Source organism: Nitrosomonas eutropha, from assembly GCF_003201195.1.
Classification (GTDB): domain Bacteria; phylum Pseudomonadota; class Gammaproteobacteria; order Burkholderiales; family Nitrosomonadaceae; genus Nitrosomonas; species Nitrosomonas eutropha.
This window is the reverse complement of the sequence record NZ_QICQ01000005.1, coordinates 65,136-90,799: the sequence shown is the minus strand read 5'-3', so window position 1 is coordinate 90,799 and position 25,664 is coordinate 65,136. Positions and strand designations below refer to the sequence as shown.

19 protein-coding genes are annotated in these 25,664 nt (G+C 43.9%); 12 read left to right on the top strand and 7 right to left on the bottom strand.

Going from position 1 to position 25,664, the window contains the following annotated elements:
* The first annotated feature begins 23 nt into the window (after window positions 1-23).
* The 7 genes from xrtA to C8R14_RS03155 are packed head-to-tail and all read left to right on the top strand — an operon-like array spanning window position 24 to window position 8,978.
* Window positions 24-1,604: an exosortase A gene (gene xrtA / locus C8R14_RS03185; protein ID WP_049753092.1), complete on the top strand. Its 1,581-nt coding sequence runs from the start codon at window positions 24-26 to the stop codon at window positions 1,602-1,604.
* 5 nt (window positions 1,605-1,609) lie between these two features.
* On the top strand, window positions 1,610-2,782 hold the full coding sequence (locus tag C8R14_RS03180) for a TIGR03088 family PEP-CTERM/XrtA system glycosyltransferase (RefSeq protein WP_011633984.1): 1,173 nt from the start codon (window positions 1,610-1,612) through the stop codon (window positions 2,780-2,782).
* Window positions 2,783-2,823: 41 nt separating this feature from the next.
* Window positions 2,824-4,758, top strand: coding sequence for an XrtA/PEP-CTERM system amidotransferase (locus C8R14_RS03175; protein ID WP_011633985.1), 1,935 nt, complete (start codon window positions 2,824-2,826; stop codon window positions 4,756-4,758).
* A gap of 50 nt (window positions 4,759-4,808) precedes the next feature.
* Window positions 4,809-5,801, top strand: coding sequence for a polysaccharide deacetylase family protein (locus C8R14_RS03170; protein WP_041353455.1), 993 nt, complete (start codon window positions 4,809-4,811; stop codon window positions 5,799-5,801).
* Window positions 5,801-6,739: a GNAT family N-acetyltransferase gene (locus C8R14_RS03165; RefSeq protein ID WP_011633987.1), complete on the top strand. Its 939-nt coding sequence runs from the start codon at window positions 5,801-5,803 to the stop codon at window positions 6,737-6,739. The genes C8R14_RS03170 and C8R14_RS03165 overlap by 1 nt, the downstream gene beginning before the upstream one ends.
* Window positions 6,740-6,780: 41 nt before the next feature.
* Window positions 6,781-7,878, top strand: coding sequence for an ATP-grasp domain-containing protein (locus C8R14_RS03160; RefSeq protein ID WP_242500208.1), 1,098 nt, complete (start codon window positions 6,781-6,783; stop codon window positions 7,876-7,878).
* 14 nt (window positions 7,879-7,892) lie between these two features.
* Complete coding sequence (locus tag C8R14_RS03155; RefSeq protein WP_242500209.1) at window positions 7,893-8,978, top strand: sugar-transfer associated ATP-grasp domain-containing protein; 1,086 nt, start codon at window positions 7,893-7,895, stop codon at window positions 8,976-8,978.
* A gap of 16 nt (window positions 8,979-8,994) precedes the next feature.
* Here the strand turns inward: C8R14_RS03155 and C8R14_RS03150 are convergent, their stop codons facing one another.
* Complete coding sequence (locus tag C8R14_RS03150; protein WP_011633990.1) at window positions 8,995-10,116, bottom strand: sugar-transfer associated ATP-grasp domain-containing protein; 1,122 nt, start codon at window positions 10,114-10,116, stop codon at window positions 8,995-8,997.
* Between the two features lie 69 nt (window positions 10,117-10,185).
* Here C8R14_RS03150 and pth (C8R14_RS03145) point away from each other — a divergent pair, with 69 nt between their 5' ends.
* On the top strand, window positions 10,186-12,078 hold the full coding sequence (gene pth, locus C8R14_RS03145; protein ID WP_011633991.1) for an aminoacyl-tRNA hydrolase: 1,893 nt from the start codon (window positions 10,186-10,188) through the stop codon (window positions 12,076-12,078).
* Between the two features lie 66 nt (window positions 12,079-12,144).
* Window positions 12,145-13,998, top strand: a complete 1,854-nt coding sequence (pth, locus tag C8R14_RS03140) for an aminoacyl-tRNA hydrolase (RefSeq protein ID WP_011633992.1) — start codon at window positions 12,145-12,147, stop codon at window positions 13,996-13,998.
* A gap of 73 nt (window positions 13,999-14,071) precedes the next feature.
* Here pth (C8R14_RS03140) and C8R14_RS03135 read toward each other — a convergent pair whose 3' ends face one another.
* Window positions 14,072-15,526 (bottom strand): lipopolysaccharide biosynthesis protein, encoded by a 1,455-nt coding sequence (locus tag C8R14_RS03135; protein WP_041353456.1) that lies wholly within the window; start codon window positions 15,524-15,526, stop codon window positions 14,072-14,074.
* Between the two features lie 138 nt (window positions 15,527-15,664).
* Entirely contained in the window at window positions 15,665-17,434 is a 1,770-nt protein-coding gene (locus tag C8R14_RS03130; protein WP_011633994.1) for an asparagine synthase-related protein, read from the bottom strand.
* A gap of 493 nt (window positions 17,435-17,927) precedes the next feature.
* Between C8R14_RS03130 and C8R14_RS03125 the strand changes: the two genes are divergently transcribed.
* Window positions 17,928-18,737, top strand: coding sequence for a hypothetical protein (locus tag C8R14_RS03125; protein WP_011633995.1), 810 nt, complete (start codon window positions 17,928-17,930; stop codon window positions 18,735-18,737).
* 15 nt (window positions 18,738-18,752) lie between these two features.
* Window positions 18,753-20,021 (top strand): putative O-glycosylation ligase, exosortase A system-associated, encoded by a 1,269-nt coding sequence (locus C8R14_RS03120; RefSeq protein ID WP_011633996.1) that lies wholly within the window; start codon window positions 18,753-18,755, stop codon window positions 20,019-20,021.
* 2 nt (window positions 20,022-20,023) lie between these two features.
* On the opposite strand, the gene C8R14_RS03115 is transcribed toward C8R14_RS03120, so the two are convergent.
* Window positions 20,024-20,923, bottom strand: coding sequence for a hypothetical protein (locus C8R14_RS03115; RefSeq protein WP_011633997.1), 900 nt, complete (start codon window positions 20,921-20,923; stop codon window positions 20,024-20,026).
* Window positions 20,924-20,970: 47 nt separating this feature from the next.
* Window positions 20,971-21,474 (bottom strand): low molecular weight protein-tyrosine-phosphatase, encoded by a 504-nt coding sequence (locus C8R14_RS03110; RefSeq protein WP_011633998.1) that lies wholly within the window; start codon window positions 21,472-21,474, stop codon window positions 20,971-20,973.
* Between the two features lie 124 nt (window positions 21,475-21,598).
* Here C8R14_RS03110 and C8R14_RS03105 point away from each other — a divergent pair, with 124 nt between their 5' ends.
* Window positions 21,599-23,344 carry an ABC transporter transmembrane domain-containing protein gene (locus C8R14_RS03105; protein WP_011633999.1) on the top strand — a complete coding sequence of 582 codons (1,746 nt, stop codon included), beginning with the start codon at window positions 21,599-21,601 and terminating at the stop codon, window positions 23,342-23,344.
* Window positions 23,345-23,364: 20 nt separating this feature from the next.
* Here the strand turns inward: C8R14_RS03105 and C8R14_RS03100 are convergent, their stop codons facing one another.
* Together C8R14_RS03100 and C8R14_RS03095 are read right to left on the bottom strand one after the other, a co-directional pair.
* Window positions 23,365-24,126 (bottom strand): HesA/MoeB/ThiF family protein, encoded by a 762-nt coding sequence (locus tag C8R14_RS03100; RefSeq protein ID WP_011634000.1) that lies wholly within the window; start codon window positions 24,124-24,126, stop codon window positions 23,365-23,367.
* Between the two features lie 28 nt (window positions 24,127-24,154).
* Entirely contained in the window at window positions 24,155-25,585 is a 1,431-nt protein-coding gene (locus C8R14_RS03095; RefSeq protein WP_011634001.1) for a S41 family peptidase, read from the bottom strand.
* Window positions 25,586-25,664: the final 79 nt, after the last annotated feature.

The window sequence follows — 25,664 nt, the reverse complement described above, 5'->3', positions numbered from 1 at the left end:
TCATTTTAACTGACAGTTCTACTATGGGTACACAGGTGCAGTTACGAAATGCCGCGCTAAGCAGCAATACCATAAACGGGCGAAGAGAGGCAGTATTGATTACACTGCTGGTGATTGCTTTGGTGCTTGGTATTTACCACGAGACTATCGAATCAATCGTGGCGATCTGGAACAGATCTGAAACTTATGCGCATGGTTTTCTGATTGCCCCCTTCAGTATCTATATGATCTGGAAAAGGCGTGCAGTACTGGCTACAGTTAAGTACCATCCTGATTATATGCCACTGCTGGTATTGGCCGGACTGGGGATAGGCTGGTTGCTCGCCTCAGCAGCCGGTGTTATGGTGGCGGAACAATATGCTTTGGTAGCGATGATACCGATGATCGTATGGGCCATGCTCGGTTTTCATGCCTTTAATACGATTATTTTTCCGCTTGCCTATCTTCTGTTTGCTGTCCCCTTTGGCGAAGTATTCATCCCGCCACTGATTGATTTTACTGCCGATTTCACTGTCAGTGCACTACAGGCAACCGGTATTCCGGTGTATCGTGAAGGGAGTTTTTTCAGTATTCCCAGTGGCAACTGGTCAGTGGTGGAGGCTTGCAGCGGTGTGCGTTATTTGATCGCTTCGGTAACACTGGGAACGCTCTATGCGTACCTGACTTACCATAGCCTCAGCAGACGGCTGATATTCATCGCTTTTTCTATCGTGGTGCCGATTATTGCCAATGGGCTGCGAGCCTACCTGATTGTCATGACGGGTCATCTGAGTGATATGCGGCTGGCAGTCGGCGTTGACCATCTGATATATGGCTGGATTTTCTTTGGTCTGGTCATGTTGCTGCTGTTCTGGATTGGTTCGCTCTGGCGGGAGGATCACCTTGATGAAAGCATGTCAGTCGACAATTCTTCCTCAGCTGACCTGAGATTTCCTTCCGTTTCTGTTAAAGCAACGCTGGGTATGGTTGGGCTGGTTGTGGCGATTGCCTCGATCTGGCCAATGTATATGAATTATTTGAATGATGAATCTAATCCGCAGCAGATGCCTGAAATCAACATTGTAGATCCTTCTGGTAAATGGGAATCTGATTCCACTCGATCCCCCAACTGGACGCCGAGGTATATCGGTTCCCCGGAGCAATTCATCGGTCATTTCCACCATGAAAATCAGCGTGTCAGTCTCTATGTGACTTATTATCGCAACCAGCAGCAGGAGAGTAAGTTGATTAGCTCTAGTAATACCCTGGTTACTGATCTGAGTAGTGGGTGGCGCAATGTAGGCGAGAATGAGAGAAAATTACCGTTAGGTGCTACTGAACTGTCTGTCAATCAGGATTTGCTGCATGCGGCGACAAGCCGGTTACTGGTATGGAGATGGTACTGGCTGATCGACCAGGAAACAGCCAGTCCTTATCTGGGCAAGGCGATACAAGCGATGAACTGGATTCTGGGGAAGGGGGATGACGGGGCAGAAATCATTGTTGCTGCTGCTTACGAGCATGATCCGGAAGAGGCAGCATCAGTGTTGCGAGAGTTTATCGGTGATATGAAGCCAGTGATTAATGAGAGGCTCCTGGCTGTGCACAGCACGTACCGCGACTAAGCGAAGTGCAGCCCAGGAAGATATTTCGCCCCCCATTGATTGCCCATGTAATTTTTCATTTTGGAGTGGGCGGACTGGAAAATGGTTTAGTGAATCTGATCAACCATATTCCTGAGAACCGTTACCGCCATGCCATTATTTGCCTCAAAGGATTTTCAGAATTTCACAAGCGGCTTAATCGGAATGATGTCGAGATCATTGCGCTGAACAAGCGCGAGGGTAATGATTTTAGTATCTATGGAGAACTTTACCGGATATTTAGGCGACTCAATCCGGATATTGTACATACGCGCAATCTTGCAGCGATGGAGGCTCAGGTGGTGGCAGCCGTAGCAGGTGTGAAGGCGCGAATACACGGAGAACATGGGCGCGATATCTTTGATCTTGATGGCAAGAATCGGAAATACAATCTGTTACGCAAGATAATCCGCCCGTTTGTTCATTATTTTATTGCTGTCAGCAAGGATTTGGAGCGTTGGCTAATTGATACGGTAAATGTGTCGCCAGCACGAGTACACCAGATTTATAACGGCGTGGAACATTTACGTTTCCATCCCGATAGCACCACCCTACCAATTGAAGCGTTTCCTTCCGGTTTTTTTGATGGAGGACCGTTTGTTGTGGGTAGTGTTGGCAGGATGGTGGAAGTTAAGGATTTCCCGTCTCTAGTGAAGGCTTTCTTATTATTGCGTGAAAAAATACCTGTAACAGGCAGGCCGTTGCGCCTTGTGATCATAGGAGATGGCATTGCGAAACCACAATGTGAAGCCATACTGCGCTCAGCCGGAGTTGAACAGCTTGCCTGGCTTCCGGGCGAGCGTTCGGATATCCCTCAATTGATGCAGGCGATGGATCTGTTTGTGCTCCCTTCGCTGGCAGAAGGTGTTTCCAATACCATATTGGAAGCCATGGCAAGCGGCTTGCCAGTCGTAGCGACCCGGGTAGGTGGTAATGCCGAACTGGTTTTGGAGGGAGAAACTGGTTGCCTGGTCTCCTCAGGGGATCCTGCCGCTCTGGCTCAAGTAATTGATAAATATTATCAGGATGATGCGATGGCGCACAGGCACGGGCGACGTGCACGTGAGATTATTGAGCAGCAATTCAGTATGCATGCCATGACGAATGGCTATCTTGCAGTGTATGACCAGGTATTGGGTCATAATGCTGCTCACGATTAAAGATTGGAAAGATCAAAAAGATCAACTGACTGGATAGGAATATGTGCGGCATAACGGGGGTATTTGATACGCGCGGCGGGAGTGGGATTGATCGTAATCTGCTTCATTGTATGAATCAGACACTGACACACCGTGGGCCGGATGAGGGGGAAATGCATGTTGAGCCTGGTGTTGGATTAGGACATCGTCGATTGTCGATCATGGATATATCCAGTGGCCAACAACCCTTATTCAATGAAGATGGCAGTGTGGTCGTCATATTCAATGGCGAAATCTATAATTTTCAGAAGCTGGTCAGTGAGTTGACAGCTTTGGGACATCAATTTCGTACGCATTGCGATACCGAGGTAATCGTGCACGCCTGGGAGGAGTGGGGTGAACGCTGTGTTGAACGCTTTAGCGGGATGTTTGCCTTTGGCGTATGGGATCGTAATCAGCAAACGCTATTTATGGCACGTGATCGGCTGGGCATCAAACCGTTTTACTATACCTTGCTGGATAACGGATTGTTTCTGTTTGCCTCGGAGCTCAAAGCATTGCTGGTTCACCCGGATTGTGACAAAACATTGGATCATCAGGCGATAGAAGATTATTTTGCCTACGGTTATATCCCCGAGCCGAAAACCATTTTTAAAAACACGTTTAAGCTGAGTCCCGGATATTCATTATTATTGCGTCAAGGGCAGCAGTCAGCCTTGCCTCGTGAATACTGGGATATACCGTTTGCATCACATGGCGCATTGAGTGAGCAAGAAGCGGCAGAAGAGCTGATTGTCCGGTTACGAAATGCAGTAGATAGTCACCTGATGAGCGAAGTGCCGCTGGGCGCATTTCTTTCCGGCGGAGTGGATTCCAGTGCTGTCGTGGCGATGATGGGCGGCCTGATGAAGGAGCCTGTTAATACCTGTTCGATTTCTTTTGCTGATCCTGCTTTTGATGAATCAGATTATGCTCGGCTGGTTGCGGATCGCTACCAGACCCACCATTTTACCGAGCAGGTCAAACAGGATGATTTTGATCTCATTGACCGGTTGGCTACGCTGTACGATGAACCGTTTGCCGATAGTTCCGCCATCCCGACTTATCGTGTGTGTGAGCTGGCTAGAAAACAGGTGACGGTAGCCCTTTCAGGCGATGGAGGTGATGAGAATTTTGCCGGTTATCGCCGCTATCGCTGGCACATGATAGAAGAGCGGTTGCGTTCTAAATTACCATTAGGATTGCGAAAACCCTTGTTTGGTCTGTTGGGTAATATTTATCCCAAAGCGGACTGGGCACCGAAGTTTTTGCGTGCCAAAACCACGTTTGAATCGCTTGCGCGCGATTCTGTGGAAGGCTATTTTCACAGCGTATCCATTCTGGATAATAAACTGCGTAGGCAATTGTTTACTCGGGATTTTCACCATAGTCTGCGGGGTTATCAGGCAGTTGAGGTACTGCGTAGTTATGCGGACAAAAGCCCGACGCAAGATCCCTTGTCGCTGATTCAGTATCTGGATATGAAAACCTATCTTGTAGGCGATATCCTGACTAAAGTGGATCGTGCCAGTATGGCGCATTCACTGGAGGTGCGCGTCCCGCTGCTGGATCATGAACTGGTCGAATGGGTTTCAGGATTGCCTGCCTCTATGAAATTACGCCAACAGGAAGGAAAGTACATTCTGAAAAAGTCGCTGGAACCGTATTTGCCGCATGAAGTGCTTTATCGGAACAAGATGGGATTTGCCGTGCCGTTGGCCAGCTGGTTTCGCGGCCCATTGCGTGAACGTGTGCGTGCTGCACTGCTTGGTAATACGCTGGCGAGCACAGGGATTTTTGATATGGTCTTCATCAAAAAGATGTTGGATCAGCATCAATCCGGCAGACGGGATTATAGTGCTCCTATCTGGACATTGCTGATGTTTGAGGCTTTCTTGCGCAATACCCTCAATGTGGGAAATGTGTCATATACCGAACAAGGCCAAAAGGTTGCCTGATATCAATTCAATGCAATACAGATTTCCCGGCCGGGATGCAGAATAGCTCAATGCTGAACGTCTACCTCACAGTTGATACCGAGTTATGGCCTTATTCCGAGGGTTGGCCGGTGACGGCTTTATCACCGGATAAAACAACGTTTGATGAAGAAATTGCAGCATGCTTTTATGGTAAAACGTCCGAAGGTGAATTCGGGCTGCCTTTTCAAATTGAGCAGCTTAACCGGTACGGCTTAAAAGCTACTTATTTTCTGGAGCCACTGTTTGCTGATCGGGCTGGCAGTAATCATCTTGCTGATGTGGTTGATTTGATTCAGCGTAATCATCAGGAAGTCCAGCTACACCTGCATACCGAATGGCTCAGTGAAATTCATGATCCGACTCTTCCTGCCTGTTTTAAGCAATACATGCATCAATTCACTTTGGACGAGCAGGTGGCTTTAATTGCAAAGGGAATGCGCAGTCTCCAGGCAGCAGGTGTAAAGAAGCTGCATGCTTTCCGAGCCGGAAGTTATGGTGCTAATCGGGATACGTTACGCGCTGCAGCGCAAAATGGGCTGTTATTTGATTCCAGCTATAACCCCTGCTATTTGGGTGAAGACTGCAAGATTGATCTGGATGGGCAGCTGTTGCAGCCACTCAGGCTTGAGGGCATATGGGAACTGCCAATCACCTTTTTTCAGGATTATCCTGGACATCAACGGCATGCTCAACTGGCAGCATGTTCTGCAAAGGAAATGGAAACAGCCCTATTAGATGCCTGGCGGCAAGGCTGGTTTTCATTTGTGATTGTCTTGCATAGTTTTGAGTTGATCAAAGGCAGAGGTGCTGGCAGATTGAGTTTGTCAGACAGATTGAATATCAAGCGCTTTAATCATTTATGTGAATTTTTATCTAACCATACTGATAAGTTCAGAACTGCTCTATTTTCCGAGCTTGATCCAGCGACAATTCCTGAAATAAAGTTACCAAAGATGTTGCGTTCCCGTCCGCATCATACGATCAGACGTTATACCGAGCAGATCTATTCAAGGTTTTTTTGATGGAGAAATGGTCCAGACAATCAATAAATTTTACCGTGCGATTGGGGGAAATCAGACTTCTTACCTGGCCACTGAGTGCCTGTGTACTGAAAAGGCACTTTACTGAGCTGCCGACTCATCCGGTTGTGCTAGCAGAGCTCCCAGAGTTTTTTGGGAACTCTATTGATGTGGTGATGATACGCTCTCACCCAATAGAATCACCTTTACCCAGGCTAAACATATTGCCGCAAGCGATTCGGTATATTCCTTCAAGCTATCAGCGATACTGGGTTGTGCTCAATGGTGGCTTTGAAAATTATCTGAAGAAATTTTCTGCCAAATCCAGAAATACGCTCTTACGGAAAATAAAAAAATTTTCTGAATTCTCAGGAGGGGAGATCGACTGGAAAGAATATCGCAAACCGGAAGAGGTGCACGAATTTCATAAGCTGGCAATGGAAGTTTCACTGAAAACTTACCAGGAACGATTGCTTGATTGTGGTTTGCCTTCCGATCAGCAATTTCAGGAAAGCATGCTGGAGCTTGCCGCGGCAGATAACGTACGCGGCTATATTCTTTTTTTTCAGAAAAAACCGGTTGCCTATATTTATTGTCCAGTACACGACGAGATTGCGCTCTACGAATACGTGGGCCACGACCCGGAATATCAACGCTGGTCGCCCGGAACTTTACTTCAGTACTATGCTTTGCAATGTCTATTTGCAGCGAATCACGTGAAAATATTTGATTTCACGGAGGGCGAGGGCGCACATAAGGCATTTTTTGCAACTAATGCACAACATTGTGCGGATATTTACTATTTTCGACGTACTTGGCGTAACCTGATTAAGGTGGCATTACATGCTGGCAGCGATGAATTATCGCGTGGCGTTGTCTGGGTACTGGAAGGATTGGGTGTAAAAGCGACCATAAAGAAATTATTCCGGTCCAGAGCCTAGATTAAAATCAGAGAATTTTACCCAGGCTAACATCATTTTTATTGATTAAACCGGTTTTAAATATTATGAAAGTATTATTGCTCTGTGAATCAGGTCCACTGGGGTTGAAAGTATTATATTGCTTGAAAGGCATGAATGCTTTTGTTCAGACAACAGGGCCGCGTGGCGCACGAATGCTTAAATATTCTCGCTATGCGAATGGACATAGTGAGGTTCAATTTTGGCAAGATGGTGTGCCATCTACAACAACTCAGCAATTACTAAGAGAGAGGGTTGAAGCTGAAAATTTTGATGTGATACTCCCGTCTGACATGGCAAGTGCAGCGTTCTTAGCAGCAACAAAGAAGGTCTATCCAGATTTACCATGTTTTCCTTGTGGTGATCAGGTAACGCTGGATACCTTGCACAACAAATGGTCTTTTGCTCAAACTTGTACAAAATATGGATTGCCCATTCCTCCGACAGTGCTATTGGAGTCTATCGATCAACTTGATACGAGTATTCTTGATCCAGTAGGTTTTCCACTCATTATCAAGCCATTAGAAGCTGAATCTAGTCATGGGGTAGTACGTCTGGATAATCTTCAAGCTTTACGTATGTATATTGAGCGAGATACAGGTTACGCACGATTACCTTTAATCGCACAAACATATATACCAGGGCGTGATATTGATATCAGTATTTTGGCTGCGAATGACCGAATATTGTGCAACACTGTTCAGTCATGGTTAGATGGTGGAGTACTTGAATTTACTCAACACCCAGAAATGTATGCAATTGCTACACGGCTGGTTAAAACTTTCCACTACGAGGGATTGGCACATTTTGATATGCGTATTGATACGCGTGACGGAAAATTATATGTAATTGAATGTAATCCTCGAGCCTGGTACACCATTTCTGCTTCAATGTGGCAGGGATTGAATTTTATTGAAATGGGTATTCACTATACAAAAACAGGAACTATCCCAGAGCTTTCCGCGAAAGCAGGAGAAGGGCGTTACTGTTTGGCTGGTTCTTTGTGGAAGCAGTTATTATCGCCACGCACAGGCTGGAAAAATATCTCAGCTGGTAGCGTGCTTGGATTTATCCAAGCGATAACTGACCCGCTACCACATCTGTATTCAAAAATACGTTGACACTGAGAATCATCATGCGATTACAAAAGCTGTATTCTGCTATCAGGCAGATCAATGAGGTAGCCAGTATTAATCACTATCCTAAAATGGTGAGCTATATTCGTTTTTTCCAGCTGGCGACATCAGGGCAGTATTCGCCAGTGGAGATATTTATGGAGGATTTACTTAACCCAGCCTGGAGCGATGAAGAGCGTAACGGGATGATTAGTAAAGAATGTTTTCTGCGTTTTCAAGAAAAAATCAATCCAGCTTCTCATCGGTATTTGACAGAAGATAAAATTGCATTCCATCACTACTGCACCAAGAATAATTTATCTGTCCCTGAATTGGTCGCGGTTTTTGATCCGAATGGTCAATCATATTGGGAGAATGGGCAAAAAATTGGAACTGAAAGTGATTTGTTGAATGGATTGTCTTTTTATCCATTTGACATTATTGTAAAGCCTGCTTGTAGCTGTCATGGTGAAGGTGTGTTTGCTCTGGATTTTGTGGATGGGAAACATTGTCTTGCGAGTAATCCTAATTTGCCTCTGTCTGATACCTTTAAAAAGGCCATTGGCAAAAATCCTGACCAATATATCTTACAAAAAAGATTGTACAGTCATCAGGCACTTGCAGGGCTCACAGGTAATACTGTTTTACAAAGCTTGCGTTTAATTACTTATCTGGATGAAAACAATCAACCTCAGCTGATGATTCGAAAAATCAAGTTTCCTAAACAAGGAAGTTTGATTGATAATTTTGCGTGGGGAATCAATGAAGGGCGTCTGTGTCTAATCGATCAGCACGGAATCATCGAGAAGACTGTCAGATATAGCCATGCAAAAAGAGGCTTGGTGTGGCATGATCATGTTGAGGATGTTAACGGACAAAAGGTTAAATTTAAAATCCCTTTCTGGGAACAATGTGTCGCGCTTGTGCTGGATGCTCAAAAAGTGTTTGCTCCATTAAGGACCATAGGTTGGGATGTTGCGGTAACCGACGATGGCCCTTATTTAATTGAAGGAAATATTTTTTGGGATCCGTTGAAGCCTCAAGAAGGGAGTATGCGAAGTATCTGCCAGCTACTTACGAAGTTGCATGAACCTTTAGCAAGATAAACCCAGTTTGCTTCAGTCAAGATTTCAGTTTGTACTGTTTAAGTTTATTAGCACTGATATCAAAGGGTACAACAGGTACCCAGTTGTTATTACCTTCAAGAGCAACGGGACCTTCATTCGTAATAGCAATATCCCATCCAACTGCCCGTAATGGTAAAAATGCTATAGCTAGTTTCTCAGCTAGCGCCAAACATGCTTGCCAATGAGGAGCAGTAAAGCTTAGCAAATTTGCTTGTGTGACAGCATGGCGAGTGATTTCTACAAGATAGCCTTGCTGCTGATCCATTGCGTAAACCTTGCAAAACCTGCCTGTGGCTGGATCAATTTTTGCCAGCATATTACCGGTTCTACCAAGATTAAAGGCGTCAGCTAAACCTTCCTTCCCTGCTAGTTTCATAAATGCGAAAAGAATCTCAACCTGATGATCATCAGTTACGTACGTGCAAACTCTAATGGTTTGCAGCATTCTAAAACTGGTTAGTTTTGTAATTTCTGGATGGTTGGCTAGACGTTGTTGAAATAGTAATCCCTCGAAATCCCTATCAACGGAATCTCCCTTACTCGATGCAGGAAGTACGGTTTCGATAGAACATAATTTTTTATAGAGATCATCTGCAGTAATAGGTTCGTCTTGAAATTTTAGATCGCTTTGATCTTTTATCTCCAGCCTGAACAAGCCTAGCCCAAGCATTCCATTATTGGGTTTAAGTAGATAGGCTCCAGGCTTTAATTCTCGAATAAAATCCCGAAAGTTGCTTAATCCTTGAAAAAATTGCCCATCCAGTTTTTTTACGATGCCTTGTTTGAAGATGCCATAAGTTGCGGGAATAGGCAGATGATGTTGTATGCATAAGGTGATAAAAACAAATTTGTCCTCAATATTTGGTACTGCAGATTTGAGGTTATATTTACGGTAAAAATGGTCTGCCATTTCCTTGGAGACATACTGCTGGATGCGGTTTTCGCCATCTTCAGGATTGGCAAGTCCGTATAATCGAATTTCTCGAGCTGAAAATAAATCTTTGCGAAATGCAGTCAGCCAATTAATAATTACATGTATGGTTGAATGTTCGTAGCGTTTGGTTTCGAGTCTGATAGCTGTAAGTGTTTGTATCAACTTTCTGATGAAATTTGCCATGACCAATAAATCCTAATGCTGTTGCACGCTAGAAATATACATGTCTATTAAATAAATAAGGTAATCAAAATGCTTCACCGACTGAGAGCAAGGGTGAAAGAGTTTTATGCCATGTTTTCCTGGCGTAAACGTTTGTTGCTGGCGTTTACACAGGCAAAGCTACACCGGTTAAGTCTTACTCAGACACAGTTTATTGGTATAACGGGCAGTGCGGGTAAAACAACTACCAAAGAGCTATGCAATCTGATTCTTTCCGGTTCATACTCTGTCATGACTACCCCCCAATCATTGAACACACCCATCATCGTAGCAGAAACGATGCTAGCAACAGAGAAAAAACATAAGTTCTGTATTATGGAGTTAGGTGCTTTCAAACCTGGCGCTCTTGATCTTCCTTTAAGGTTGTTTAGACCAAAAATTGGTGTACTGACTAACATAGAAAAAGATCATTACAGAGCTTTTAAGGGGCAAGGGGTGGATGGTATTGCTGTTGAAAAAGCAAAATTGATTGAAGCTTTATCAAAGAATGGCACTGCGATTCTCAATATGGATGATCCGCGCGTAAAAGCAATAGGAGAACGCTGCAAAGCCAGGGTTATCTGGGTGGGGAAAAATCCAGAATCAACCATCAGGTTGTGTAAAGTGACATCACGCTGGCCCGAGCCCCTTAAATTGACAGTCACATATCAGGGTAAGTTGTATGAGGTCCCAACCCACTTATATGGGACACAGCTTGCATTATCCATACTTTCAGCACTTGGGGTAGCAATTGCTGCAGGTTTATCAATTGAAGAAGCAATTAATAAGCTGGTAGAAGCTGTTCCGACAGCAGGACGTATGCAGATTGTTACAGGTGAAGATGACGTAACATTTATTCGCGATGATATGAAAGCACCTTATTGGTCGCTCCTGGCCCCTTTTAAATTCCTGAAAGAGGCTGATGCATTGAGAAAAATTGCAGTAGTAGGCTCCATATCCGATTTTTCTGGTGATAGCACGATGATCTATAAAAGATGCGCTAGAGAATTGAGAGAATATGCAGATATGGTCATTTTTGTTGGGGATAATGCCCATCGTGCTTTACGCGCCAGGAAGGACGAAAATGATTCCACCCTGCAGGGGTTTTTGACATTAAAGGAAGCTTCGTCGTTCTTGCAGAAGACGCTACGGCCGGGTGATCTGGTTTTGCTGAAAGGATCGAATAAATCCGATCACTTGCAGCGTCTTATACTAGATCGTTACAAGCCAATTCAGTGCTGGCAAGAACGTTGTGGACTTGAGCATTTTTGTAATCATTGCTCTCAGCTATATCGAGGTGATTCAACAAATGAACAAACCGGTAATCTGGTTGATAAAGTAGAAATACCCGTCTCCATACCGGTGAAAGAGACTGGGCGGATGGCGCCAGTCATTGTTGGGCTGGGTAATCCTGGCAAGGAGTTTGAGAACACTTTGCATAATATTGGTTATAGTGTACTTGACAAACTTGCAGTGGATTATGGCGGGATCTGGCAGAATGAAGAGGAAGGGCAGACAGCTTGGATTATATTGAATGGTGTTTCAGTTGTTCTGTTTAAATCAGATGCCTATATGAATAAAACTGGGCTAAGGCTGAAACATTACCTCGCAAGAACCGGGCGCTTACCTGAACATTGTTTGCTTATTTATGACGATATGGATATTGAATTTGGGACGATAAAATTCAAACCAGATGGAGGAGATGGCGGGCATCTCGGGCTGCGTTCCTGCTTAAAATCGTTAAGGATATATACACTTCCACGATTAAGGTGTGGAGTCCGTTCTCCGGGTAATACTGCAAAAGCGAAAGAACAGGTGCTTGCTAAATTCAACAAGAAAGAACTGGAACAGCTGCCACAAATTCTGGATCAGGCGGTAGACATGGTGATCAAAACAATACCGCAACTGCAGCCGGAGTCATTATCGGAATTACCAGCCGCATAGATTTATTCTGAATTAGAAAGTTATTCCTGATTTTAGTAATGAATCGATATAAAGGTGCTACTCAGAATGAGCTTGAAGGAACGGTACGGGGATGTAAAGTGGAAATATCGAGTCGCGAGCGCCTATTTTAATGCATGGCTGCATTTGTTAAGGCTGAGGCATACTTCATTTATTGGGATCACAGGTAGCGCAGGTAAAACGACCACCAAGGATCTTTGTTACCTGATTCTTTCCGGTTTTTATCCGGTTGCACAGAGTTACAAATCCCTTAATGTGGTTAAGGCAACAGCAGATTTTGTATTGGAAGTTGAGTCAAAACATCGTTTTAGTATTATCGAGATGTCAGGAAATAGGCCAGGTGCACTGGATCTTCCCTTGTGGCTGGTTAAACCGGAAATCGCTGTTTTAACCAATATAGAAAAAGATCACTTTAGAGCCTTCAAGGGTGAGAGTGTTGATGGAATCGCCCGGGAAAAAGCAAAATTGATTGAGGCTCTGTCAGAGAATGGCACTGCAGTTCTCAATATGGATGATCCGCGCGTAAAAGTAATAGGAGAACGCTGCAAAGCTAAGGTTATCTGGGTGGGAAAAAGTAAGGGGGCAACCCTTCGTTTGCTTAACGCTACTTCCAGCTATCCACAACCACTTACACTTACCATCAAATATGAAGGTATTACTCATGAAGTAATAACCGGGTTGCATGGTACCTATCTTGCCACATCAGTATTATGTGCGTTGGGTGTGGCCCTAGCAGCGGGAATTAGGCTTGACCAAGCGATTCCACGGCTGGCTCTGGCTGTTCCTGTGGAGGGTCGCATGCAGCCGGTTGTTATGGGTGATGGCGTGACGTTTATTCGCGATGATATGAAAGCGCCTGCCTGGTCATTGCCAATGGTGCTGGATTTTTTGAGTGAAGCAACTGCTGTCAGGAAGATCGCAGTCGTCGGGTCAATTTCGGATTTTTCGGGTGATCGTTCTGATAAATACAAACAATTTGCCAGACAGGTACTGCAACATGCTGATATGGTCATTTTTGTTGGGGATAATGCCCATCGTGCTTTACGCGCCAGGAAGGATGAGAATGATTCGGCCCTGCAGGGGTTTTTGACATTAAAGGAAGCTTCGTCATTCTTGCAGAAGACGCTACGGCCGGGTGATCTGGTTTTGCTGAAAGGATCGAATAAATCTGATCACTTGCAGCGTCTGATACTGGATCGCTATAAGCCAATTCAGTGCTGGCAAGAACGTTGTGGACTTGAGCATTTTTGTGATTGCTGTGTTTATCTTTATCGTGCTGATTCTGTTGCAGACTTGGGTTCAGATATTCGAACAGAGTCTAAAATTCAATCAATAGCAGTTGTTTCTAAAGAGGAAGGGGTGGCGATCCCTATAATTGTGGGTCTGGGTAATCCGGGTGCTGAATACAAGAATACGCCACATAATATAGGGTATTTTGTACTGGATAGCCTTGCAGAAAATCATGGGGCCATATGGCAAGAAACAGATGAAGGTCAGATCTGTTCGATTCAACTTGAAAGTAAGCCAGTTAGTCTGTTCAAGGCTACTGCTTACATGAATGAAACTGGCCCTAAGCTACAACGTTACCTAGCTAAAACAGGCTGTTTGCCTGAGCAGTGTATTATCGTTCATGATGATACAGATATTGAATTCGGGAAGATTTATATTAAATCAGATGGCGGTGATGCCGGGCATTGGGGTGTCAGATCGTGCCTTGTAGCGTTAGGCACAGATCAAGTTAAAAGGCTAAGACTGGGTGTGGGAGTGCCAGGAAAAACCGGAAGCGCCAAAAGGAGAGTGCTAACAAATTTTTCCCAGGAAGAGCAGCAACGGTTACAACAAATTGTGGAAGATGCAGTAGTAATACTGGGTAAAACGCTATCTGCTTTTAATTCCATATAGGAATGTGATATTTGTTCATTGCGCCCACGTCATCGAGAATTGCTATTGTGTTATCAGGTTTGGATGAGAAGTGTCATCTGCGAATCAGATCAACAACCTCACGGTAGCCGCGCTTATTGAAAAGTAGTGTCAGACTGGTATAGATCAGTACGCCTGTAGTAATCAGGATCAATAGCTTTGTCCATTGATCAATATTGTTTGCGAGCAGTGTAGCTGTTGCCCGCACTGCCAGATACATTCCAATGGTGGTGCCCATGGCTGGCATCATGGCATAAAAAAAATCAGACAATCGTAGCTCTATTACCCGGAGCATACGCTGGATATTGATAAAAAATACTAATGGATAAGCAATAACCCAGCTTAGTGCAACGCCCTCCAGCCCCCAGTTGCAGCCAATCAGAAAAGCAATCGGCATAACGATTGAGGCCAGGAGTACATTTCTCATGGTGACATCAGGCCTGCCCAGCGCATCAACAGCAGAAGGCAGGAAATTTGCGATCATACGTAAAGGCATCATTAGTGCTAGCAGTTGCAGCGGCAATATTGCGTTATGCCATTTTTCTCCAAGAAACAGCTGGACTATTTCATCAGCAATACTGGAAATTCCCCATAGTATGGGGAAAGCTACCAGGCTAAGCATTCGGGCTGCTTTAAGTATAAAACTACTAAATTGTTCACGATTATCCTGAATTCTGGAAAAGACAGGAAATGCAACCTGATTAATGATTGCGGAAATTCGCTGTACGGGTAATGAAGCAAGCTGCATCGCAATAGAATAAACCCCGAGCGTTTCCTTGCCCAACAATTTACCGATAATGGCAATGTCTGCCTGGGTATAAAAAAACCAAAGTAAACGCGATAAAGTGACATTTCCACCAAAAGACAGAAGATTACGCATACCGGCTACAGAAAATTTTGGGAAAAAATGCAATGGAGCTACTACGTTCATTGCGATTACGCTGAGTATGCCGGCGAACAGATTTCCCAGAACGAGCGCCCATACACCAAATTGTGCGAATGCCAATATCAGTGTCAGTATGCTCCCAACGATTGTCGTTAAAAAGCTAATCAGTGACAAACTTCTAAATTTCAGCTGGCGATACAGCTGAACGCTGGGAAGTGTACCGAAGATAGTCAATAAAAATTGAAGTGACAAAACATGCAAAATCAGTATTAATCTTTCTTCATCAAAAAAAGCTGCGATGAAAGGGCTCAACAGATTAAGCAATAGCAGCAGACTAATATTTGCGATGATGACGATGGCAAATACACTGCGTAAAGCAGTTTCGTCAAGATCCTGTTTCTGAATCAGTGCAGGGCCGAGTCCAGCCTCGGACAACATCAACATGAAAGCAACAAATACCGATGCCATGGCCAGCAGGCCGTAGTCTTCTGGTGTCAGTAAGCGCATCACAACAAGCGTGATTGCCCATGTAATGACCTGTGCTCCTAGCTTTCCACCCGCCGTCCATTTGAGCCCTGTCAATACCTGCTCGCGCACTGTCGTCATATGATGGCTATTTCCCATTGATCCGATGAAGTTAAATTCAATTTAAAATCTGCGGATAAACATTCATCAAGATTTTTAAGTTCGGTACCTATTGGTAAAAGAGATGAAGTGCGGTGGTGACGAGTACAAGAATCTCTCTTTTCTTGTTTGGCGCTATTAAATTTGATTCTTATTATTTGGTGCAACTTTAGACCAGTATCGATATAAAATTCTTGGGGTTTGGAGCAGATATGAGCGATCACTTTGTCTGAACCGCATCAGAATTGTCCATAGGCGTAGGTAAAAAAGGTTCAAATACTGGTGTGAGAACACCGAATCTCGACTAAGCTCTTTTGCATATTTCAATGCATGCAGTTTGTTCTGTCTGGTTGCTTCAGTACTTGAATTCCATTGATATGTAAGGTCCTCTGGTTGGGGCAGTGGGCAAGGCATGTGACCTGGATATGCTTGCCATGGTACTTCCAGCGCTGCTTTAGGAAAATAGCTCAACCATTCCATATAGAAAACATGGCGTAGAAAGGGATCTATCGGGAGTTTGATGATTTCTGCAATAAAGTTGGAATCAAAAAATGGGAGCTCAAATTCCACCCGTCCCAAATCTATGTTCTCAAAATGATTAAACATATGTCGACGCTGATCATTGAGCATCAGAAATAAGTAAAAAATCCGTCCAGGATCACCTGAATGGATTGAGTCCAGCTCAGATTGGATTCCATCATTGAGGAAATTAATTAGGGTTGAGGCTATCTTCGGTTTCAAAAGCTTAGTGCTTATCCCGCAATTATTATAGGTAAAAAATTCTTTCTTTGCCCTTCCCATATCCTTCTTTCGTGAGGCTTGGATAATATCTAGATTTAGATATACATGCCCAAGGCCTACGCTACCTCCATCACCAGACCAGATAACACGGGGCTTAGGTAGCTTCTTGTCCGTGTAAGTCGTTGAATTTATCCATTTGTTTACGGATAACTTGTGGTATGAATCTCGCTCATCTTGTTTGCCTATCTGCAGATGGGTGTGATGAGTTCCCAACATTTCAGCGGCAAGTTGCCCAAATACCTGATCCTGACTACCAAGTGGGGCAAAATTGGAGGTGACTATCTCTACATCAAGACTTTTCAGTGCGCCAACGATGGCGCGAGAATCGAGACCACCACTTAAAAATGCTGCGACAGTTTTTTGTTCCTGCAGCCGTATTTTGACCGAATCAATGAATATTGTATGAAGGTGTTTAGCAGAAGTACCTATGTCACTATCACTAGTTTTCTCGATGGGTAACTTATCCCATTCCCAGTACTTTTGCCGGTTGATTGTTTCATTTGAGAAACTGATTGTTTCGCCAGCATAGAGCGTAAATATATTTTCATAAGGGGAACGATCGGATAGCGGATAGCCAAAACACGCAATTTCTGCCACTCCCTGAAGATTCAACGATTTTTTCTGGAAGGATAAAGCTTCCAGAATTCGTAATGCAGTCGAGAAAATGATGAAATCGGGCAATACCCAATAGTAAACAGGCCGGACACCAAGCTTGTCTGTTACTAAGTGAAGTCTACTGTTTGCATGTTCGTAGATGACCGCGCAGTAGGTTCCGCGACAAGCATAAAGAGCATCCAGTTTTCCGGCTGCCAGATCAAATGCCAGATTTTGCAGACTTTCCGCACGTGGCCCTGGCATCATACTAGGGTTAGTTTGATATAAGGGGTCACCCGCCGCAAACGCAGTCAGCTCCTTGTTAGAAAAACTTCCTGGCTGTTTCAATACATCGATATCAACTTTTGCGAGATAAATCCCGTTATCAGTAAATTCTATTACAGCATTTTTATCATCAGGATGACGTGATATTACCGTTCGAAGCTCACTTATTAGCGAATTAGGTATGGTTTTGTCTTTATGACGGGCGAGAATCCCTGCAAAAATTGTCATTGGGAAGTAGTAAAAAGTGAACAAGTAAAAATAGAAAATATACCCATCAATTGTTTTCTAATTGTAGAGAGCTCTTGCTGTAAAGATGGTTGCAGCCAAGGTATGGCAATCGTGCCATTTCAATAAATTTAAAGATATTGATATATACCCTATCTTATACAACTTACACTAGAATCATTTTAATAAAGACTGGCATCTTTCTGCAGATATTATCGTTCTAAAATTAATACAGTTTTTTGTTAAATAGCCCGTTTAGATGAGGATTTTATTCTATCCTGTTCGATTTTAACTAGGAATTTTGGGAGCAGTCAGTCAAGTTTTTTTAGAGCAAATAGATTTGACGAGGGATAGCAGGTAATCCTCCAGGATGGATCGCTCGATGCAAAATTAGATTTGAACCTGTGTTTGTGCTTGATACCATGGCTGATGAGTAGTAAGAATTTAAGTTTTTTCTAAATAGTAAAGCACAAGCTAATGATTGAATGGAGTTTGAATGTTATATAAAGCGAAAATAACAGCAGTATTGTTTGCTTTTTTTTCTAGCATTTTAGGGACATATATTTTTTTTGACTGGCATTCTGACAATAAAAAATTATTAGATTTTGCTAGAACGATCGTACATGGTAATAGTGTCACTGGCTATGATATCGAGCAATTGAACGATCTTATCTACCATACTGGAAGTTTTGCTAAAAATAATGACTATTTTCTTTTGCCGTCACTTGGCCCGACTCCTATCCAGATATTACAGAAGGGAGGAGATTGTTCCGATAAATCCAGATTATTAGCAGCGATCTTGGACGAGATGAAAATTTCTGCAACATTGGTAATGTTGGCCCCGTGTGATGGTTGCCCATTTGGACACACCGTTGTGGAAGCTCAAGCTGCTGATGGTGCTATAGCCGTTGATCCTGTTTATAACATTTCTTTTCCTTCATCAAACGGGCATTACTATGGAATTAAAGATTTGCGCGATAATTCCAGCATTCTTCAGGCAAGACTTGATGAGCTTATTTTGAAACGTGGTTCTAGGGATAAGGTAGCATTCTATCGAGGAGGGGCTGATGGTATACATTATTCCTATCCAGTTACCATAAATTGGGAGAAGAATTTTTTGACGCGATCTATTGGCAAATTTTTGATGTGGTATACGGATGATGCTTCTTTAGTTTATCGTCCAAGATGGCTTGAAGATCCTAAACTTTTGATGTCTGGTGTCCTTGGAGTTATTTCCATTTTTAGCTTTCTTGTTTTTCTGGTGACCATTCTTCTTCCCCACCCTAAGGTTATAACTAACCGATAACAGCAGATTTCCACCTTGTCTTTGCGAGATATTGTCTTAGGTATCATTATCCTTGTTGCAGGTTTGTATGCACTGCGCCGAGCATGGATTGGCGTGTTGTTGTGGACTTGGATCAGTACCATGAATCCTCATCGTTTTGCTTGGGGATTCCTTGCCTCTGCTCCTGTTGCAGCATTTTCTGCAGGGGTGGCGTTACTCGGCCTAGCGTTTACTAAAGAACGACGATCGCCTTTTATAGGTTTGCCTGTCACCATTTTAGCTCTCTTTGTCGTGTGGATGACTATATCCTGGCTTATGAGTCGTGATATTTCAGAGGAGTATTGGACTTGGAATCGATCTGCAAAGATCTATCTGATGATATTTGTCACTCTGGCCGTGCTCCAAACCAAAGAGCACATCATGGCGTTTGCCTGGGTTCTGATTGGATCACTGGCAGTATTAGGTGCTAAGGGGGGGTTCTTTACACTTATAACATTAGGGAATTACCGTGTATGGGGTCCTCCTGATTCTTTTATTGCGGGTAATAATGAGTTTGCTTTAGCTTTGATCATGATTATCCCTTTGGTATATTTTTTGCAACTTCAGGTTACACGAAAAATGTGGCGTCATACGCTTAGTGTGGTGATGTTACTGTGTGCTGTTGCTGCTTTGGGATCGTATTCTAGGGGCGCTTTAGTGGCTATTGTTGCCATGGGATGTGTGTTTTGGTGGCGTAGCCCAAAAAAAGGAGAAGTTGCGGTATTTATCTTCCTCATTGCGATTGTAATGATTCCAATGCTCCCGGAAGAATGGTGGGGACGGATGGATACTATCTCAGAATATCAGACAGATGCATCAGCTATGGGGCGGATAAATGCATGGGGAGTAGCATGGGAAGTAGCTAAACATCATTTTTTTGGCGCTGGAATGAGCTATCAGTATCCGGATTATTTTTTACTTTATGGAAAATATGAAGCGATTGTACGAGCTGCGCATAGCATATATTTTGAGATTTTAGGTAATCATGGTTTTATAGGACTGTTTCTTTTTCTTCTTTTGTGGATAACCACCTATCGCGATGCTGGATGGTTAAGAAAAAATGCACATAATGAACCGCATACTTTGTGGGCTGCTCAACTGGGAGCTATGGCGCAAGTCAGTCTAGTTGGGTATGCAGTGGGGGGGGCTTTTTTAAGCCTAGGCTATTTTGACCTGCCTTATAATCTTATGGTATTGGTAGTAATGACTAAAAAATGGGTAACTTCTAAGACATGGCAGTGTGAAAAGGTAAGTCATAAGCCTTGATTTTACTTTCTTCCTAAATTTTGTATAGCTTGTTTCGCTTGTCTTATGTACTCGCCTCCGGAAAATCTATTATCCCCGATGAAATGGATAAGTTTTGCGTGAGCAATATTGATCCCAGGCTTCCAGTAGGGATAGTGTTCGAAAGGTAGCATAAGAGCTTGATCGGAGTTAGCGATCAGAAAATTCGATGCAACTTGTTCACTTCCCCACTGTTTCCATGTATCCAGTCCACCAAGTAGTTGCTCCATCGACTTTGAGAATTGTTTCAAATCCTCAATCATTACTGAATTTCTTCCGAATCCGGCAAAACCAGAGCATCCCCGGACATAGCGTAAACTCTCGGCACTCGGGAGCTTTCTCATGGCACGCTCCGCCAAGATTTGCACATGGCTGCTATCAATGTTGTCGGCAAAAGTTGCTGTCTCTTGTACAGGTGCCACCGTACGTCCTTGAAGAGTGGAGAGCGTAAAGCATCTATTTTCTCTGACACAAACCGCAACTTCATCAGGATAATCGCGGGTTACAGTATCTGAATCGAGTTGAACGATATAATCATCAGTGCAGCGGTTTATAATGCTCACTAACCTTTCCCATGTCCCTCCTGTTGGACAACCCTCAGTTGAAATATTATGAGTCGATATGAACTCAGCTGCACCCAAATGATGAGATATGATTTCTTTATCTGATCTTGTAAACCCATCGTCAATCACTATAAAACTTTTCGGCCGTACAAAATAAGCGAACGATTTTGCTGCGATTAAAAACATAAAGAGATCACGGTGGTAACTTTGACTCAGTATAACTAAGTTGCTGGTTGGGTTACAATTTACAGGCGGTGTTTTAAGAATATCTTTTACAGTAAAATCGAAAATCTGTTTTTTGATCCTTTTTAGAGAAATCATTTTTGCATTATCCTAATTTAGGTTATAGCAATTACCGGGGAAAAGTGTTATCTGGTGAGTTCTTTCTCAAAAATATGCCTTAATAGCCCCTGACTCGCATTTTCCACCAGGTCCAGCACTCTTTCGAATCCATGACTGCCCCCGTAGTAAGGGTCAGGCACTTCCTGGTGAGTACTCCATTGATTGCCGTATTGTAAGAACAGTCCTAACCGGTCAACATATTGTGACGGACAATCTTGCTGCAGTTCTTCCAGGTTGTGATGATCCATTGCCAGGATATATCGGAAGCGTGAAAAATCTTCTGGTGTGACTCTTCTGGCGCGCAAACCTTGCATGCCATAGCCGCGTTTTAGGGCAGCCTGTTGTGAACGCCGATCCGGTGGTTCGCCAATGTGGTAAGCGTGTGTCCCAGCAGAATCAACATGGATGAGGTGTTCCAACCCGGCAGATCTGACATGATGCTTGAAAACTGCATCCGCAGTAGGGGATCGACAAATATTTCCCATGCAGACAAACAACACGTTGATTTTTTCTACCTTCAGATGCTCCATTTATCTTGCTGTTATAATTAATTAAGGGTTCTGCAATTATACCTTTGATCATAAAAAATCATAATTTCCATTTCTGACTTCTTTATCTGCACGATCTGAGATTTACCACCAGGATTTATTCACGATGAGCAATCGTTGGCAGGCTGTTTTGAAAACTGCTGCTTTCCTTAAGCCCTATAAATCATCGATGGGTTTCAGTCTGCTGGCATTATTTCTGACTGCCGGGATTACACTTTCGATCGGGCAAGGCATACGGCTACTGGTGGATCGGGGGTTTGCCACGCAATCTCCTGAATTGCTGGCTCAGTATGTTTTAATCTTCCTGATGCTCGTAGTGCTGCTTGCAATAGGTACGTTTACTCGTTACTACTGGGTGACTTGGCTGGGTGAACGGGTAATCGCAGATATACGACGTAAAGTGTTCGCGCATCTGATTGATTTACATCCGGGGTTTTTTGAAACTAATCGCAGCCTTGAAATTCAGTCTCGTCTGACTGCAGATATGACTTTGTTGCAATCTGTAGTAGGTTCTTCTATTTCCGTTGCATTACGTAACCTGATTATGTTGATTGGCGGTGTGATCTTGCTATTTATCACTAATGTCAAACTGACCATAATCGTTATGCTCAGTATTCCGCTGGTCATCATACCTATTTTGCTATTTGGTCGCCGTGTGCGTTTACTGTCGCGCCAGAGCCAGGACAAGGTGGCGACTGTTGGTGCTTATGTTGGAGAAATGCTCGGGCAAATTAAGACGGTACAGGCATACAACCATCAAGCAGTGGATAAGATACATTTTAATCAATATGTGGAGGATGCATTTCTCATTGCTCGTCAACGGACATTACAGCGCGCCTGGTTGATCGCAGTGGTGATTGTTCTGGTATTCGGTGCAATCGGTGTGATGCTTTGGATCGGTGGTATGGATGTAATTGAAGACAAAATCAGCGGCGGGGAGCTGGCAGCATTCATTTTTTACAGTATTATCGTTGGCTCGGCAGCAGGATCGGTTTCGGAGGTGCTGGGTGATTTACAGCGTGCTGCGGGAGCCGCAGAGCGCACCATGGAGTTGCTGGAGGAGCCCTGCCAAATCTATTCACCCGCTAATCCTTGTCAGTTGCCAGTGGTGACAGGCAATATTGTGTTCCAGCAGATATGTTTTGCTTATCCGTCAAGGCCGGAAATACAGGTCATCAATGATTTTTCACTGACTGTGCGGTTAGGTGAAACGTTGGCACTGGTTGGCCTCTCAGGTGCAGGTAAGTCAACTTTGTTTGACTTGCTACTGCGTTTTTACGATATACAGTCGGGTAGTATCAAATTAGAAGGCATAGATATCCGTGATCTGGATTTGTCTGATCTCAGACGCAGCTTTGCATTAGTGTCCCAGAATCCAGCATTGTTTCACGGCAGCATCGAACAGAATTTACGTTACGCACATCCAAATGCTACAAATGCCGAGATTGAAGCAGCTACCAAGGCAGCCTTCATACATGATTTTATTCTGTCATTACCACAGGGTTACCAAACCAATCTGGGCGATACTGGCTTGGGGTTGTCTGGTGGTCAGAAACAGCGATTGGCCATTGCGCGGGCTATTCTGGTGGATGCTCCAATTTTATTACTGGACGAGGCAACCAGCGCATTGGATAGTCAGAGTGAGAGCTGGGTGCAGCAGGCGATTACCAGATTAAGTGCAGATCGGACCACTCTTGTTATTGCACATCGTCTAAGTACAGTTGTTACTGCTGATCGCATTGCTCTTATCCATCATGGTCATCTGGAAGCGTTGGGGACGCATGCGGAATTGATGAAGTCCAGTGATCTCTATGCGCGCCTTGCCATGTCACGGTTCCAAACATCTGGTTGATATTATTTATTAAATATTAGCTATTTTTTCGCTGAAGCTGAGCCACATGCAGGACATTGTGGATCTTTTTTCAGTTTGAATGAGCGCAAGCGCATGGCTAACCCGTCCAGGAGAAGTAGGCGGCCATGGAGTGTTTCACCGATTTCCAGTAAAACCTTGATAGCTTCGGCAGCCTGAATACAGCCGATAATGCCTGTTAGTGGGGAAAATACACCCATTACGGCGCATCCGGGATCATCACTATCTCCCGAGTCAGGAAATAGGCAATGGTAACAGGGGCTATCACTCTGACGCAGATCGAATGCGGCAACTTGCCCGGTGAACCGGACAGCTGCGCCTGATATCAAGGGTTTACGATGATCCAGGCAGGCTTGGTTGAGTATGTGGCGTGCCGAGAAATTATCACTGGCATCAATTACGACATCGACACCACTAATTTCCCTGTTTAATAAATCAACAGTGGCATGTCGTGCCAGGGGGATAATTTCTATTTCTGGATTGATGCGCTGCAGTGTATTTCTAGCGGAATCAGTTTTAAGCTCACCAACCGAAGCCGTGTCGTGCAGGATCTGGCGTTGCAGATTAGTCAGATCAACCCGATCATGGTCACAAATAACAAGTCTTCCAATCCCGCTGGCGGCAAGATAGAGAGCAGAAGGAGAGCCTAATCCACCAGCCCCAAGAATGAAAACACTGGATTGTATTAGTTTTGTTTGACCGGAAAAATCAATTTCCGGTAACAAAATGTGGCGGCTGTAACGTAACAGTTGTTGATCATCCACGTTGCTCCGCCACCTTGTTCGGAATGAATTAGCCTTTCGTTGCCTTGGCTGTTTTGTGTTTGGATTTTTGAGACATGGATTTCAGGTGATTAATTGCTTTGGTCAACAGCTGGTCATCACTGGATCCGAATTCCATAGGCTCATGATTTATTGGTTTCTTGTTTGTCTTATTCTTTGATTCTTTGGAAGATTCAGTACCTTTTTTCTTGAGGGTTGATTTCTTACCGGTACTTTCTTCTTGATTATTGTTTAAATGGCGGTTGAGATCAACTTCTCTTAACAGACGAGAGTTGTTATCAGTATCTTCATCCAATATATCCGGCGTGATACCTTTAGCCTGTATCGACTGACCATTAGGCGTGTAATAGCGCGCTGTTGTTAGCTTAATGGCAGTGTTATTGCTAAGAGGCAAGATGGTTTGTACCGATCCCTTGCCAAAGGTTTGGGAGCCCATGATGATGGAGCGTTTATAATCCTGCAACGCACCTGCAACGATTTCCGATGCGGAAGCAGAGCCACCATTAACCAACGTTATCATTGGTATGGTCTTGATACTCTGCGGCAAACCTGCTAGAAAATCGCGACCAGTACTGCGGAGATAATATTCGGGGTTTGCACGAAGTTGCATTTTGGCGTCATTGGTACGTCCCTCTGTATAAACTACCAGTGCATTACTTGGCAGGAAAGCAGCTGAGACTGCTACCGCACTATTCAGTAAACCACCTGGGTCATTTCTTAAATCCAGCACCATGCCTTTCATGGGAACCTTGCTTTCACTGTAAAGCTTGGTAATGGCTTCAGCCAGATTTTCTCCCGTACGCTCCTGGAACTGGGTAATGCGTACATAGGCGTAACCCGGTTCAATGAGTTTGGATTTGACACTCTCAATTTTGATCACATCTCGAACAAGCGTGAATATGAGGGGTTCAGCTTCCCCTTCACGAATAATGGTGAGTGCAATCGAAGTATCTGGTTTCCCGCGCATCCGTTTAATGGCGTCGTTGAGTGTCATGCCTTTAACAGCTGTATCATCAATTTTTATGATGAGATCACCGGTTTTGATGCCCGCACGGTATGCGGGTGTATCTTCAATCGGGGAAATGACTTTGACCAGCCCATCTTCCATTGTTACCTGTATGCCTAATCCGCCAAATTCCCCTTGCGTCCCGATTTGCAGTTCTTTGTACTCTTCACTGTCCAGGAAAGCCGAGTGCGGATCCAGTCCGACCAGCATTCCATTAATCGCCTCGGTGATCAGTTTCTTGTCTTCAACAGGCTCAACGTAGTCACTCTTGATACGCCCGAAGACTTGTGAAAATGTGCGCAACTCCTCAATCGGGAGTGTTTGCAATTCTTGCTTGATTTCCTTATCAGCAATGGCGGAGAAGTTCAAACTGACCATGACCCCGGCAATGATGCCGACAAAGACTAAACTGATTTTATTCATAAAATTACGCATGTGGTGTATTTGCTCTGCCCTTTATCTTTTCGGAAGAATTTATATGTACTTATTAAAATATTTACTATCAGCTTTTTGA